Below are 13,370 nucleotides of genomic sequence, written 5' to 3' on the forward strand. Positions count from 1 at the left end.
CGGTAGCGGGCCCGACGCGGGGCGACACGGGACGGCAAGGGGGCGGCACGGGGCGGCAAGGGGCGGCACGGGGAGAGCGGGAGAAGCCGGGAAGGCCGGAAGGCGAGGGGCGCGGCGAGGGAGGGGGGGTCCTGGGCTCAGGCCGCCTTGACGACCTCGCCGCGGATCGCGATGGCCCACTCCACGACCAGCAGCTCGTACTCCGCCCGCTCCTGGGCGGAGAGCGAACCGCCCGCGCGCAGCCAAAGGGCCCGGATCCGCTCATTTAACTCGGCAGCGGACCGCACGGAACCAGAGGGCACAGAGTTGGGGGACATGAGGCAAGCCTAGGCGCAAGCACTGACACTGCGCTACCGGACGGCTACGCGCGCGGTTATGGGCTTGGTCACGGCTGATCGATCAACTCCGTTGGCCCCCCGGCCGGTTCGGACGGGAAGGCCGATCCGTGCGGCGGCGCGCAGCCCGGGGGCGTGGAGCGGTACCGGTCAGCCCGCCGACTCCGCCGCGTGCGGGCTCAGTGAACCCGTCGCGACCAGGGCGATGATCACGATGCCGAGTACGACGCGGTAGTAGACGAACGGCATGAAGGACTTGGTGCTGATGAACTTCATGAACCAGGCGATGACGACGTATCCCGACACGAAGGCGATCACCGTCGCGAACATCGTCGGCCCCCACGCCACGTGACCGCCCTCGACCGCGTCCTTCAACTCGAAGACACCGGAGGCCAGTACGGCCGGAATGGCCAGCAGGAAGGAGTAGCGGGCCGCGGCCTCGCGCTTGTAGCCCATGAACAGGCCGCCGCTGATGGTGGCGCCGGAACGCGAGACGCCGGGGATGAGCGCGCAGGCCTGGCAGAGGCCGAAGATCAGGCCGTCCTTGACGCCCAGGTTCTCCAGGTTCTTGCGCTGCTTGGGCGCGCGGTGCTTCCCGCCCGTTTCGTCGCGGGCCGCCAGCCGGTCGGCGATGCCGATCACGATGCCGACGACGACGAGCATCGTGGCGGTGATCCGCAGGTCGCGGAACGGGCCCTCGATCTGGTCCTTGAGCGTCACGCCCAGCACGCCGATCGGGATCGAGCCGACGATCACCAGCCAGCCCATCTGGGCGTCGTGGTCCTTGCGCAGCGTCTTGTCGAACAGTGATCGGCTCCACGCCGAGATGATCCGGCCGATGTCCTTGCGGAAGTAGATCAGCACCGCGGCTTCCGTGCCGATCTGCGTGATCGCCGTGAAGGCGGCGCCGGGGTCCTTCCAGCCGGAGAACGCCGCGGTCAGCCGCAGGTGCGCGCTGGAGGAGACGGGGAGGAACTCGGTCAGCCCCTGGACGAGTCCGAGGATGAGGGATTCAAACCAAGACATGAGGTTACGGAGTCCAAGTGCCGATCGGAGAGGGCGACGGCGACGGTCGGCCCGTCGCGCGCGATGATCAGGTGATCAGGTGTGTGCCGGGGGGAAGCGTAGCGTTCCCGGGTGACAGGCCCGGCACAGGGGTTTCGCAGGCGCCGCGTGAGCTCCCGCACCGACGGCTCTCGTCCCCTCCCCAGGAGCGACAGAAAGCCCTCACGCGACGCGCACGCGCCCGGCCCCGCCGCACCCGCCCGCAGGCGGCTCACGTGCGGATCGGTACGCCGGAGAGGTGTCCCCATGGTTGACCGGCCGCCCGGCCGCCGCATACGTTGCTGCCGATGGGAAAGCGCTTGCTGTGTGCAGGTACTGCACGCTTCCCCCTCGGTTGCTGGCCCGCCCGGCCGTTCGGCCGTACGTCGGAGGAGTGCTGATCACGCCCATGCCCCCATCCACTCCGCTGCCTGCGCTCGCCGGCCGCCGCGTCCGGGCCGCCATCGTCGGTATCGGCGCGATCGGGCGCGGCTCCCATCTGCCCGCACTCCAGCAGCTCGCCGCCGAGGGCGAGGCCGAGGTCGTGGCGGCCGTTGACATCGATGCCACCGCCGTCGAGGCCTTCTGCGCGGAGAGCGGGGTTCCGCACGCCTACACCGACCTGGAGCGGATGCTGGCGGAGCAGCGCCCCGACCTGGTGACGATCTGCACCCCGCCGACCCTGCACCGCGAGCAGAGCGTGGCGGCGCTGCGGGCCGGCGCCTGGGTGTGGTGCGAGAAGCCGCCGGTGCCCACCCTCGCCGACTACGACGCCGTGCAGGCGGAGGAGGGCGCGGCGGCGGGGCCGTACTCCTCGATCGTCTTCCAGCACCGTTTCGGATCCGGGACCCGGCATGTACGGCGGCTGCTCGCCGAGCAGGCCCTCGGGCGGCCGCTGGTCGCGCACTGCCAGACCACCTGGTACCGCGACACCGCCTACTACGCCGTGCCCTGGCGCGGGCGCTGGCAGACCGAGGGCGGCGGCCCGGCGATGGGCCACGGCATCCACCAGATGGACCTGCTGCTCGACCTCCTCGGCCCGTGGAGCGAGGTGCGCGCGATGGCCGCCCGGCTCGTGCACGACGTGGAGACGGAGGACGTGTCCACCGCCCTGGTCCGCTTCGAGAGCGGGGCCATGGCGACGGTCGTCAACAGCGTCCTGAGTCCCGACGAGGTCAGCCGAATCCGTATCGACTGCGAGCGTGCCACCGTCGAACTCACCCACCTCTACGGCCACTCCAACGCCAACTGGCACATCACGCCCGCCCCGGACGTCTCCGGCGAGCTGGCGGCGGCCTGGCAGGACTTCGGCGCCGACGTCCCCAGCTCGCACCTGGCGCAGCTGCGCGAGCTGGTGGCGAGCATGCGCGCGGGCCGCCGGCCGCGCAGCAGCGGAACGGACGGGCGCACCAGCCTGGAGCTGATCAGCGCGCTGTACAAGTCGGCGTTCACCGACACGACGGTGCGACGGGGCGAGATCGGGCCGGGTGACCCGTACTACACGGCCCTGCACGGTGGCGCCCCCGGCTGGGCACCGGCCACGGTCGCGACGAGGACGGCGACCGAGACGGGTACGGGCGCGGGTGCGGGGACGCATACGGGTACGGGGACGAGCGCGAGCACGGCGACGAACGCGGAGGTGCCCGCGTGACCGGCGACCTGCGGCTCGTACACGCGCACGGCGACCGGGTCACGGTGACCGACCCGGCGACCGGCGTCGAGCTGCTCGCCTACGTCTACCGGCCCGAGGCGGCGTGGGAGGCGCCGAGGCCGTACATCCACCCGCTGCGGACGCTCGCCGGTGACGTCGTCACCGACTACCGGCCCAACGACCACCGCTGGCACAAGGGGCTGTCGCTGACCGCCTCGCACCTCTCGGGCGCCAACCTGTGGGGCGGCAACTCGTATGTGCACGGCGAGGGGTATCTCGAACTCCCCGAGCGGGTCGGTTCGATGGCGCACGTCGGCTTCGACGAGGTGTCGGTGGCCGGCGGCCGGGTCGTCATCGCCGAGCGGCTGACCTGGCATCCGCACAGCGGCGAGCTGTGGGCGCAGGAGGCGCGCCGGATCGAGGTGCACGACGTCGACCTGGACGCCGGTTCCTGGGCGCTGACCTGGACCAGCGCCGTCACCAACCGCAGGGACGAGCCGCTCCGCTTCGGCAGCCCGACCACCGCCGGGCGCGAACTGGCCGGATACACGGGCCTGTTCTGGCGGGGCCCGCGCGCCTTCCGTGACGGCCGGATCATCGGCCCGGACGGGGAGGGCCCCGGGCTGATGGCCTCGCAGAGCCCCTGGCTGGCCCTCTCCGGCGAGCACGACGGCGCCGACGGTCACGCCACCGTCGTCTTCGCGCACGCCCCCGAGAACGACCACTCCGGCGCCCGAGGCGCCCACCCCGCACACTGGTTCGTCCGCAACGAGCCCTTCGCGGGCATCGCCCCGTCCTGGTCCTTCTTCGACGAGCTCGAGCTCGCCCCCGGCGACACGCTCACCCGCCGCTACCGCGTGGTGGTGGCCGACGGTGCCTGGGAGCGGGAGGAGATCGCCAAGTACCTGGAGGCACATCCGTGGTGAGCGAGCCCGGGGGACTGCCCGGCGGGGTCGCCGTCTCGCACCTGCGCGTGTACGACTGGCCCGCCGCCGACGGTCTGCACGGCGGAACTCCCCATATGCACCTGACGTGTTCGGAAGGGTATGTCGTCACGGCCGGGCATGGCGCGGTGCAGACCCTGACGGCGTCCGGGTACGAGGTCACGCCGCTCGCACCCGGCACGGTCGCCTGGTTCACGCCGGGCACCGTCCACCGACTGGTCAACGAGGACGATCTGCGCATCACCGTGCTGATGCAGAACAGCGGGCTGCCGGAGGCCGGCGACGCCGTGCTCACCCTGCCGCCGGAGTACCTCACCGACCCCGAGGCGTACGCCGCCGCGACCGTGATCCCGGCCGACGCTCCCCGGGAGGAGCAGGCCCGGATCGCCCGTGCCCGGCGCGACCTCGCACTGGAGGGCTACCGCGCGCTGCGCGAGGCGGCGGACGGTCCGGCCGCCCTGGCCGCCTTCCACCGGTCGGCCGCCGCGCTGGTGGAGCCCCGGCTCGCCGAGTGGCGTGAGCGCTGGCTCCGCGGTGCGCGGGCGGCCGCGCAGGTCACGGGTGAGCAGCTCGACCGGCTCTCGGACGGCGATGTGTCCTACCTCGCCGAGGCCGCCGTCCGGGCCGAACAGCCCTCGTCCCACGGCAGGTTCGGGATGTGCGGGTGGCTGGACGTGTACGCGCTGCCGTAGCCCCGGGTCATCAGCGCAGGGGGGATCGGCTGACGTAGATTGCGTGGTACTCCTGCGGCTTCCCCGCCGGAATGATCCAATCGACCGATGTCGAGAGCGGGGAGTCAGCGGGTGCGGATCAGAGTGACGGCGGCGGCCCTGTGCGCGGCGGTGCTGGTGGCCGGATGCGGGGGCGGTGGCGGCGGCGATTCCGATGCGAAGGCCACGGATTCCGCGGCGGCACAAGGGTCTTCATCCGGATCGGGGTCCGGATCGGGGTCCGGATCGGCGTCGGCCTCGGCTGCCGCGTCGGAGGCGCCCGCGGAACCGCTCGGCGAGGCTCAGCTGAAGTCCGCCGCGCTGGTCGGCGGGGACGTGGACGGCTACCAGATCACCGACTTCCCCGTGAAGCCCGACGGCGATTCCACCGCCCGGCCCGCGGACTGCCAGCCGCTGGAGAACATGCGCACCGCCTCGCCCGACCCGGGCCCCAAGGCGTTCGTCGGCCTCCTCGCCTTCGGGGGAGCCGGCCCCACCGCCGGTTCCGCCACCACCATCGGCCTCATGGCCTACGACGGGTCCGACGCGGAGGGCATTCTCGACGGCCTCCGCACCGCCCTGAAGAAGTGCACCGCCTACGAGGGAGGCGTGCCCGCGCGGACCACCGCCAAGGCGGCCACCGCCCCCGACGCGGGCGACGAGGCGGTCGCCTTCGGCCTGGAGACCCAGGGGGACAGCGCGGACGCGTTCGTGGTCGTGCGCAGCGGTGCCACGGTGGTCCTGTTCTACACGGCCGCCGGCACCGGCTCGGCGGCGGAGGTACCGGCGGAACTGGTCACCGCGCAGATCCGGAAGCTGGGAGCCTGAGGGCCGTCCCGTGACTGCTGTCCGCTGGTGCGGTGGCGCTCCCGACCGGTGATCCGTGCGCTCGGCGGGTAGGTCGGGTCACCGCGAACCACGGTGACCTCGACCGCCGCGGGGCTCGGCTCCGGCGCCACCCGCTCGCGCTCCCCGGACGACGCGACCCGCGAGCAGGTGGCCGCACACGCCGCCATCGCCGCCCGCACCATCCACACCGCCCGCGCGCCCGCGTGTCCGCGCGGGGCGGCTTCAGGCGGCCGACGGGCCCGCCACCGTCCAGCCCGGAGCCTGCGGGTGGGCGCTCACGTCCTCGTGGCGGACCTGGTCGCCGCAGGCCGCGCAGGTGACCACGGGGGCCAGCTCGTTGCCGCAGACGTGCGCGAGCACCATGGGGCGGTCGTCGTCCTCGCGGAGATGGCGGTCGCCCCACGCCATGAGGGTCATCAGGACCGGCTCCAGTTCGAGCCCCGCCTGCGTGGGCCGGTACTCGAAGCGCTGCGGCCGCTCGCTGTAGGCACGCCTGGTCAGGATCCCGGCGTCGACGAGGCGGCGCAGCCGGGTGGCCAGGATGTCGCGCGGAGCGCCGATGTTGCGCACCAGTTGGTCGAAGCGGGTGTTGCCCAGGCACACCTCCCGCAGGACGAGCAGGGAGTACTTCTCGCCGACGAGGGCGAGGGCGTCGGCGATCGAGCAGGGGCGCGGATCTTTGGAGGCGGCCATGGCGGTCAGTCTAGGGGAGGGTTGGAAAAGCAAATCGAGGTCGGTTGGATTTTCCAACCCTCGGGGTTATGGTGAGTCCGGATTTCCTACTCACCGGTAGTTTCCCCGCTCGTGCTCGTCATGGAGGCATCGCACATGCGTGACGCAGTCATCGTCGAAGCCGTACGCACCCCGATCGGCAAGGGCAAGCCGAACGGCTCCCTCGCCCACGTCCACCCCGTCGAACTCCTCGCCCACACCCTGCGCACCCTCGTCGACCGCTCCGGCGTCGATCCCGCGCTGATCGACGACGTGATCGGCGGCACCGTCGACCAGGTCGGCGAACAGGCCATGAACACCACCCGCTACGCGCTGCTCTCGGCGGGCTTCCCGGAGACCGTCCCCGCGACCACCGTCGACCGGCAGTGCGGATCCTCCCAGCAGGCCGTGCACTTCGCGGCCCAGGGCGTCATGTCCGGCGCCTACGACCTCGTCGTCGCCTGCGGTGTCGAGTCGATGAGCCGGGTGCCGATGTGGTCCAACGTGCCGCCCGGCAAGGACCCCTTCGGCCCCGGCGTCGCCGCGCGCTACCCGGAGGGACTCGTCCCGCAGGGCATCAGCTCCGAGCTCATCGCCGCCAAGTGGTCGATCACGCGGGAGCAGATGGACGGCTTCGCCGTCTCCTCGCACCGCAAGGCCGCCGAGGCCTGGGCACAGGGGCTCTTCGACGCCGAGGTCGCGCCCCTGGACGGCGTCTCGCGCGACGAGTGCGTACGGCCCGGGAGCACCCCCGAGATCCTCGCCGGCCTCAAACCCGCCTACTACGACCCGGCCTTCGCCGAGCGCTTCCCGCAGATCGAGTGGAACGTCACCGCGGGCAACGCCAGCCCGGTCAACGACGGCGCCTCGGCCGTGCTGATCACCTCCGGCGAGACCGCCGCCCGCCTCGGTCTGCGCCCGCTCGCCCGACTGCACAGCTTCGCCGTCACCGGCTCGGACCCGCTGCTGATGCTGACCGGCGTGATCCCGGCGACCGAGAAGGTGCTGCGCCGGGCCGGGCTACGTCTCGACGACATCGACCTCTTCGAGGTCAACGAGGCGTTCTCCAGCGTGGTCCTGGCCTGGCGGCAGGAGACCGGCGCGGACCTCGACAAGGTCAATGTGCACGGCGGCGCGATCGCGCTCGGACACCCGCTCGGCGCGAGCGGCACCCGGCTGACGACGACGCTCGTCCACGCGATGCGGGAACGCGGCGCCCGCTACGCCCTGCAGACGATGTGTGAGGCGGGCGGGCTCGCCAACGCGATGGTGCTGGAATCCGTGTAGTCGGCCGACGGACAGGGGCCGCGAAGCCGACGGCGGCGGGCGGCTACGGGCGACGCAGGTGGTGGCGCTTGCGCCAGGCCACCACCGCGCCGACCAGCGCCGGCAGGGTGATGGCGGCCATGGCGATCAGGAAGGCCGGCGAGGTCGGGGAGGAGGCGCGGGCCCCGGCGACGACATAGGCGGCGGTGTTCGGGATGGAGCCCAGCGCGGTCGCCACCAGGAAGGACAGCCAGCCCATGCGGGAGACGGCGGCGCAGTAGTTCGCGGCCCAGAACGGCACCCCCGGGAACAGCCGGGCCGCCAGCATCGAGCGCATGCCGTGCCGGCTCAGCTGACCGTCCGCCGCCTTGAGCAGCCGTCCGCGCAGCAGCGGCCGTAGCGCGTCCTGCCCGAGGACCCGGCCGAGCCCGAAGGCGATCCCGGCCCCCAGCACCGTGCCCGCGAGCGCCGCGGCGACACCCCACTGCGAACCGAAGACGGCGCCCGCTGCCAGGTTCAGCAGCGGTCGGGGCACGAACGCCACCGTGCACAGTCCGTACGCCACCGCGAAGACCGCGGCCGCCGTGACACCGCCCAACTGGGGTGGCCAGCCGTCCGCGAGGAGCTTCTGCGGCTCGAAGAGCAGCACGCTCGACGCGGCCGCCGCCAGCAGCGTGACCAGCAGCGCGAAACGGGACCAGGGCGAACGCAGCACTCTCGCGCAGCGCGCGGCGAGGCCGCCGGGTGCGTCGGCCCGCGGAGCGACGGACGCGATGACGGGCACGGGAGCGAGCGTGGGGACGACGAGCTCCGTGGCGGTGGCCCGGGGAGTGGCCGTGGCGGTGCCCCCAGAGCGGGTGGTGGCATCGAGCATCCCGCGACACTAACCGACGGACATGTGTGATCGCCGTATGGTTCGTCTCATGACGGTCACAGGTGCGGACGCGATCGGCGTGCCGGACAGCGTTCTCGCCGACATCGTGCTGGAGCGGCTGACGACCGCGTACGGCGCCGCGGCCGACCCGGGCCAGGCGGCGGCCATGCGCGCGTACATGAAGGACGTGGCCCCCTTCCTCGGCCTCCCCACTCCCGCCCGCCGGGCGCTGTCCCGCACCGTCCTGGCGGGCACGCCCCGCCCCGACGAGGCCGACTGCACGGCGATCGCGCTGCGCTGCTGGGCGCTGCCGCAGCGCGAGTACCACTACTTCGCCGTCGACTACCTGCGCCGGTACGCGCCACGCCTGTCGTCGGCGTTCCTGCCCGTGGCACGCCGGCTGGTGACCACGACGTCCTGGTGGGACACGGTCGACCTGCTCGCCGCACACGTGGTCGGCACGCTCGTCGCGGCCGACCCCCGGCTCGGCGCCGACATGGACGTCTGGATCGCCGACGAGGACCTGTGGGTCGCCCGTACCGCCCTGCTCCACCAGCTCCGCTACAAGGAACGCACCGACACCGACCGTCTCTTCGCCCACTGCCTGCGCCGGTCCGCCCACCCGGACTTCTTCATCCGCAAGGCGATCGGCTGGGCCCTGCGCGAATACGCCAAGACCGACCCGGCGGCCGTCCGCGCCTTCGTCACCCGCGAGCGGGACCACCTCGCGCCGCTGACGGTGCGCGAGGCACTGAAGAACATCGGGGACACGGCCGGCGGCTAGGAGGGCCGCAGGCGGGGTGCCTCGTCGTCCGGGGTGTCCGGGCTCGCGAAGTGGAAGGGCACCGACAGACGCGCGGCCAGGGCCCTGCCCACCTTGTCGGCGACGGCCGCGCAGGGATGGTGCAGCGCGGGATCCGTACCGTCGAGGTGCCGTTGCGCCGTGTGCCGGTAGACGGTGGCCAGCGCCTGCTCGCCCTCGGGGTCGGCGGTGACGGCGTACAGGATCACGAACCAGTCGTGGACCGTGTCCCCGTCCCAGACGACCTCGATCGCCACGACCCGGCCCGGCGCGCCGGCCGCGCGAGCGCCCAGTGAATCCAGGTCCAGCGGGTTGTCGGGGGTCCGGGCGATCCGGTCGCCGTGGTGGGAATAGCGTTCGTGGACGACGAGTTGAGCCTCCTGGAGGCCGACGCCGTGAGCCTGGCCGGCCTCCCAGACGGCGCGGATCGCCGGCATCAGGGCGTCCTGGAGGACGTACCCGTCGACCTGCTCGCGGATCCCCTGCGGCAGCAGCTCCCACCACTGCTCCCACGGCTCTGTCGTGCTGATGTCGGTCATCAGGACCGTAACCCTCCCCATCCGGCGAAAACCATTCGACGCCGAACGAACCGTCGGCGATGATCGGCACCATGTTCCGGTACGCCTTCCTCCTCGCAGCATCCGCGGTCGCGGATACGCCGAAGGCTGCCGTCCCACTCCTCATGGCCGCTGTCGACGGCGCCCGAAGCTGACCCTCTCCGGATCGTCCGGCGGACCCCGCAGGGGGAGGGTCGGTCAGTTCGCCGGGGTCCCCACTTCCTACGGACACGCTTCGAGGTACAGCCATGCCCAAGACCGCTTACGTGCGGACCAAACCACACCTCAACATCGGCACCATGGGGCACGTGGACCACGGCAAGACCACCCTGACCGCCGCCATCACCAAGGTCCTCGCCGACCGCGGCACCGGCGCCTTCGTGCCGTTCGACCGTATCGACCGCGCCCCGGAGGAGGCCGCGCGCGGCATCACCATCAACATCGCGCACGTCGAGTACGAGACCGACACCCGGCACTACGCGCACGTGGACATGCCGGGCCACGCCGACTACGTCAAGAACATGGTCACCGGGGCCGCGCAGCTCGACGGGGCGATCCTCGTCGTCTCCGCGCTCGACGGGATCATGCCGCAGACCGCCGAACACGTCCTGCTCGCCCGCCAGGTGGGCGTCGACCACATCGTGGTCGCGCTCAACAAGGCCGACGCCGTCGTCGACGGGGACGACACCGAGTTGATCGACCTGGTCGAACTGGAGGTCCGCGACCTGCTCACCGAGCACGGCTACGGCGGCGACTCCGCGCCCGTCGTCAGGGTGTCGGGGCTGCGGGCCCTGGCCGGCGACCCCCGCTGGACGGCGTCGATCGACGCGCTGCTCGACGCGGTGGACACCTATGTGCCCATGCCCGAGCGGTATCTGGACGCGCCGTTCCTGCTGCCCGTGGAGAACGTGCTCACCATCACCGGCCGGGGGACGGTCGTCACCGGAGCGGTGGAGCGCGGGACGCTCCGCCTGGGGGACCAGGTGCAGGTGCTCGGCGCCGGTGTCGAGACCGTGGTGACGGGCATCGAGACCTTCGGCAAGCCGATGGAGGAGGCGCAGGCCGGGGACAACGTGGCACTGCTGCTGCGCGGCGTGCCCCGGGACGCCGTCCGGCGGGGACATGTGGTGGTGGCGCCGGGGAGCGTGGTGCCCAGCCGGCGGTTCACGGCCCGGGTGTACGTCCTGTCCGGGCGGGAGGGCGGCCGCACCACGCCCGTCTCGACCGGCTACCGGCCGCAGTTCTACATCCGTACGGCGGACGTCGTCGGGGACGTGGACCTGGGCGAGATCCCGGTCGCACGGCCCGGGGACACGGTCGGCATGACCGTCGAGCTGGGGCGTGAGGTCCCGCTGGAGCCCGGTCTCGGCTTCGCCATCCGCGAGGGCGGGCGGACCGTGGGGGCGGGAACCGTGACAGCCGTGCTGTGAGGGCGGCCGGTGTCCGTGGCCGACGTGCGCGGGGCCTGCGGGCCGTGCTCCTTCGGGGGCGTGGCCCGCAGGCACAATGGGACGGTGAACGACGAGCCCATACCCGTCTCCCGCGCCGTCGACCACGGCACCGCCAAGCTGATGCCCGACGTCGACCGGGAGCGCGCCTGGCTGCTGACCGTCGACGGGGCGCCGCAGTCGTACGTCGACCTGGACGAGCCGACGTACCTGGAGTTCGAGTACGCGCGGCGCCTCGGGCACGTCCTGGACACCGTCGCCGAGGCGGGGCGGCCCCTGGACGTCCTGCATCTCGGCGGCGGCGCGCTCACCCTGCCCCGGTATCTGGCCGCGACCCGGCCGGGTTCCCGGCAGGACGTCGTCGAGTTCGACCGCGGGCTGCTGGAGCTGATCGACACGCACCTGCCGGTCCCGGCCGGAGCCGGCATCGCGCTGCACGCCGCCGACGCGCGGGACTGGCTGGAAGCGGCTCCGGACGGCTCCGCCGACGCGCTCGTCGCCGATGTCTTCGGCGGCTCCCGCGTCCCCGCCCATCTGACGTCCCTGACCTACGCCCAGGAGGCCGGACGGGTCCTGCGCCGCGACGGCGTCTATCTGGCGAACCTCGCCGACGCGGCGCCCTTCGGCTTCCTGCGGTCCCAACTCGCCAACTTCGCCGCGGTGTTCGAGGAACTCGCCCTCATCGCCGAGCCCGCCGTACTGCGCGGCCGCCGGTTCGGCAACGCGGTGCTCGTCGCCGCGCACCGTCCGCTCGACGTGACCGCTCTGGCCCGCCGTACCGCCTGTGACGCCTTCCCGGCCCGGGTCGAGCACGGCCCGGGTCTGCGCCGCTTCATCGGCGACGCCCGCCCGGTACGGGACGAGGACGCCGTACCGTCCCCCGAACCACCCGAGGGCGCGTTCGGCATCGGCTGAGCGGCGTCGGCCGAGCGGCGGGTACCGCCACAGCGCCCAGGGGGCCCCGCGGGAACCGGCGTACCGGTCACCGGCCGGCCGTCCTCGCGGGGGTTCCGCGGTGTGCGACCGGTGACCCGGTGAGCGGCGGCGCGGCCGGTGACCCGGTGGCGGCTAGTTCTGCGTCGGTGTCCCGTTCAGCCGTACGGTGCTGAGGATCTGCATGATCGTGGCCTTCGGGAGTTCGTCCTTCACGCCCTTGGCCCCGTACAGGTTCCACGACACGTAGTCGCCGTTGGAGTTCTTGAAGCCGAACGTGATCGCCTTGCCGTCGCTGTCGCACTTGCCCTTCTGGGGCGTGTTCGTCGACTGCGCCCAGGCGTAACTGCCCACGATGCCGGAGGCGGTGGTGAATGCGGTGGCCTTCTTCTCGAAGGTCAGGCTCTTCTTGTCCGGCTCGGTGTAGCCGCCGAAGACCCACCAGGCGGGCGTGTTGATGGCGATCTCGTCGGTCGACTTGGCCCCCTCGGCACCCTTGCTGCCGACCACGGCCAGCGCGGTGTCCTCGGTCTTGCCGTCCTTGTCGGAGTCCACGGAGCACCACTTCGACTTGAGCTCGGCCGTGCCCCCCTGGAGGATCTGGTCGTAGCCGTCGGACTGCTCCTTGTCCTCCCACTCGAAGCCCTGGCTGAGCGTCGGGGACTGGACCTCCCAGTCGGCCGGCACGTCGAAGGCGATGCCCCACTTGGGGTTCACCACGACCTTCCAGCCGGCGACGGTCGCCTTCGCGGTCTCGTTGCTGCGCGGGTTGTCGTCGGTGCCGGTCGAGGAGGAGCCGGAAGCCGAGGCGGAACCGGACGTGGAGACCGTGGGGCTCGCGCTGCCCTTGCTCGCGTCGACCTTGTCGTCATCGTCGCCGCCCAGCACCAGGAACCCGGTGACACCGGCGGCCACGACGACGGCCATGGCCGCGACGATCGCGATCAGCTTCGTCCGGTTGCCATCGCCCGAGCCGCCTCCGCCGGGCGGCGGCGTGGGCGCGCCCGCGGGCGACGGGGCGCCCCACTGCGGTTGCTGCGCGTAGGGGTTGGGCTGCTGGTCGGGTTGTTGCGGGTAGCCGGGCTGCTGATACGGATTCGGCTGCTGGTATCCCGGCTGCTGGTACGGATTGTTCTGCGCCTGCGGGTTCTGCTCTCCCCCGGGCGGCTGCTGTCCTGGCCACATGGCCAGAAACCCTAGTGCCGTCCGGGACACGATTCGGTCACCGCCCCTTGTCAGGGACGTA

General features: G+C 72.3%; 14 protein-coding genes. 8 read left to right on the plus strand and 6 right to left on the minus strand.

Annotated elements, in window-relative coordinates; translation table 11 throughout:
• Nucleotides 1-137: 137 nt before the first annotated feature.
• A complete protein-coding gene (locus OG933_RS36285; RefSeq protein ID WP_142269239.1) occupies nt 138-317 on the minus strand; it encodes a hypothetical protein in 180 nt (59 codons plus the stop codon).
• Nucleotides 318-485: 168 nt separating this feature from the next.
• A complete protein-coding gene (locus OG933_RS36290) occupies nt 486-1,361 on the minus strand; it encodes an undecaprenyl-diphosphate phosphatase (protein WP_362271691.1) in 876 nt (291 codons plus the stop codon).
• A gap of 427 nt (nt 1,362-1,788) precedes the next feature.
• On the opposite strand from OG933_RS36290, the gene OG933_RS36295 reads away from it, so the two are divergent.
• The 4 genes from OG933_RS36295 (at nt 1,789) to OG933_RS36310 (ending at nt 5,512) form a co-directional block, all read left to right on the plus strand.
• A complete protein-coding gene (locus OG933_RS36295; protein ID WP_405631120.1) occupies nt 1,789-3,030 on the plus strand; it encodes a Gfo/Idh/MocA family protein in 1,242 nt (413 codons plus the stop codon).
• The gene (locus tag OG933_RS36300; RefSeq protein WP_405631123.1) at nt 3,027-3,956 is read left to right on the plus strand and encodes a PmoA family protein; all 930 of its coding nucleotides are present in this window, start codon (nt 3,027-3,029) and stop codon (nt 3,954-3,956) included. Before OG933_RS36295 ends, OG933_RS36300 begins: the two co-directional genes overlap by 4 nt.
• Nucleotides 3,950-4,666, plus strand: coding sequence for a cupin (locus tag OG933_RS36305; protein WP_362527255.1), 717 nt, complete (start codon nt 3,950-3,952; stop codon nt 4,664-4,666). Before OG933_RS36300 ends, OG933_RS36305 begins: the two co-directional genes overlap by 7 nt.
• Before the next feature lie 111 nt (nt 4,667-4,777).
• A complete protein-coding gene (locus OG933_RS36310) occupies nt 4,778-5,512 on the plus strand; it encodes a hypothetical protein (protein WP_405631124.1) in 735 nt (244 codons plus the stop codon).
• Nucleotides 5,513-5,755: 243 nt separating this feature from the next.
• Here the strand turns inward: OG933_RS36310 and OG933_RS36315 are convergent, their stop codons facing one another.
• The gene (locus OG933_RS36315) at nt 5,756-6,226 is read right to left on the minus strand and encodes a helix-turn-helix domain-containing protein (protein WP_362527260.1); all 471 of its coding nucleotides are present in this window, start codon (nt 6,224-6,226) and stop codon (nt 5,756-5,758) included.
• Between the two features lie 135 nt (nt 6,227-6,361).
• On the opposite strand from OG933_RS36315, the gene OG933_RS36320 reads away from it, so the two are divergent.
• Nucleotides 6,362-7,531 carry a thiolase family protein gene (locus OG933_RS36320; RefSeq protein WP_142269232.1) on the plus strand — a complete coding sequence of 390 codons (1,170 nt, stop codon included), beginning with the start codon at nt 6,362-6,364 and terminating at the stop codon, nt 7,529-7,531.
• A gap of 43 nt (nt 7,532-7,574) precedes the next feature.
• On the opposite strand, the gene OG933_RS36325 is transcribed toward OG933_RS36320, so the two are convergent.
• The gene (locus OG933_RS36325) at nt 7,575-8,384 is read right to left on the minus strand and encodes a TVP38/TMEM64 family protein (RefSeq protein ID WP_405631126.1); all 810 of its coding nucleotides are present in this window, start codon (nt 8,382-8,384) and stop codon (nt 7,575-7,577) included.
• A 49-nt stretch (nt 8,385-8,433) separates the two neighbouring features.
• Between OG933_RS36325 and OG933_RS36330 the strand changes: the two genes are divergently transcribed.
• Nucleotides 8,434-9,168, plus strand: a complete 735-nt coding sequence (locus tag OG933_RS36330; protein WP_405631127.1) for a DNA alkylation repair protein — start codon at nt 8,434-8,436, stop codon at nt 9,166-9,168.
• Here the strand turns inward: OG933_RS36330 and OG933_RS36335 are convergent.
• Complete coding sequence (locus tag OG933_RS36335; protein WP_405631130.1) at nt 9,165-9,725, minus strand: hypothetical protein; 561 nt, start codon at nt 9,723-9,725, stop codon at nt 9,165-9,167. The genes OG933_RS36330 and OG933_RS36335 overlap by 4 nt on opposite strands.
• Nucleotides 9,726-9,991: 266 nt before the next feature.
• Here OG933_RS36335 and tuf point away from each other — a divergent pair, with 266 nt between their 5' ends.
• The gene (gene tuf, locus OG933_RS36340; RefSeq protein ID WP_362527270.1) at nt 9,992-11,173 is read left to right on the plus strand and encodes an elongation factor Tu; all 1,182 of its coding nucleotides are present in this window, start codon (nt 9,992-9,994) and stop codon (nt 11,171-11,173) included.
• Between the two features lie 141 nt (nt 11,174-11,314).
• Complete coding sequence (locus OG933_RS36345) at nt 11,315-12,106, plus strand: spermidine synthase (protein WP_405633608.1); 792 nt, start codon at nt 11,315-11,317, stop codon at nt 12,104-12,106.
• Nucleotides 12,107-12,259: 153 nt separating this feature from the next.
• On the opposite strand, the gene OG933_RS36350 is transcribed toward OG933_RS36345, so the two are convergent.
• Entirely contained in the window at nt 12,260-13,309 is a 1,050-nt protein-coding gene (locus OG933_RS36350) for a hypothetical protein (RefSeq protein ID WP_020131697.1), read from the minus strand.
• Between the last annotated feature and the right edge of the window lie 61 nt (nt 13,310-13,370).

The organism is Streptomyces sp. NBC_00016 (assembly GCF_045040885.1).
GTDB classification, from domain to species: domain Bacteria; phylum Actinomycetota; class Actinomycetes; order Streptomycetales; family Streptomycetaceae; genus Streptomyces; species Streptomyces coriariae.

Bases quoted from the DNA above. Each gene is read 5' to 3' on its own strand.
- OG933_RS36285 (WP_142269239.1), bottom strand. From the start codon at position 317: ATGTCCCCCAACTCTGTGCCCTCTGGTTCCGTGCGGTCCGCTGCCGAG.
- OG933_RS36290 (WP_362271691.1), bottom strand. From the start codon at position 1,361: ATGTCTTGGTTTGAATCCCTCATCCTCGGACTCGTCCAGGGGCTGACC.
- OG933_RS36295 (WP_405631120.1), top strand. From the start codon at position 1,789: ATGCCCCCATCCACTCCGCTGCCTGCGCTCGCCGGCCGCCGCGTCCGG.
- OG933_RS36315 (WP_362527260.1), bottom strand. From the start codon at position 6,226: ATGGCCGCCTCCAAAGATCCGCGCCCCTGCTCGATCGCCGACGCCCTC.
- OG933_RS36320 (WP_142269232.1), top strand. From the start codon at position 6,362: ATGCGTGACGCAGTCATCGTCGAAGCCGTACGCACCCCGATCGGCAAG.
- OG933_RS36325 (WP_405631126.1), bottom strand. From the start codon at position 8,384: ATGCTCGATGCCACCACCCGCTCTGGGGGCACCGCCACGGCCACTCCC.
- OG933_RS36330 (WP_405631127.1), top strand. From the start codon at position 8,434: ATGACGGTCACAGGTGCGGACGCGATCGGCGTGCCGGACAGCGTTCTC.
- OG933_RS36335 (WP_405631130.1), bottom strand. From the start codon at position 9,725: ATGACCGACATCAGCACGACAGAGCCGTGGGAGCAGTGGTGGGAGCTG.
- tuf (WP_362527270.1), top strand. From the start codon at position 9,992: ATGCCCAAGACCGCTTACGTGCGGACCAAACCACACCTCAACATCGGC.
- OG933_RS36345 (WP_405633608.1), top strand. From the start codon at position 11,315: ATGCCCGACGTCGACCGGGAGCGCGCCTGGCTGCTGACCGTCGACGGG.
- OG933_RS36350 (WP_020131697.1), bottom strand. From the start codon at position 13,309: ATGTGGCCAGGACAGCAGCCGCCCGGGGGAGAGCAGAACCCGCAGGCG.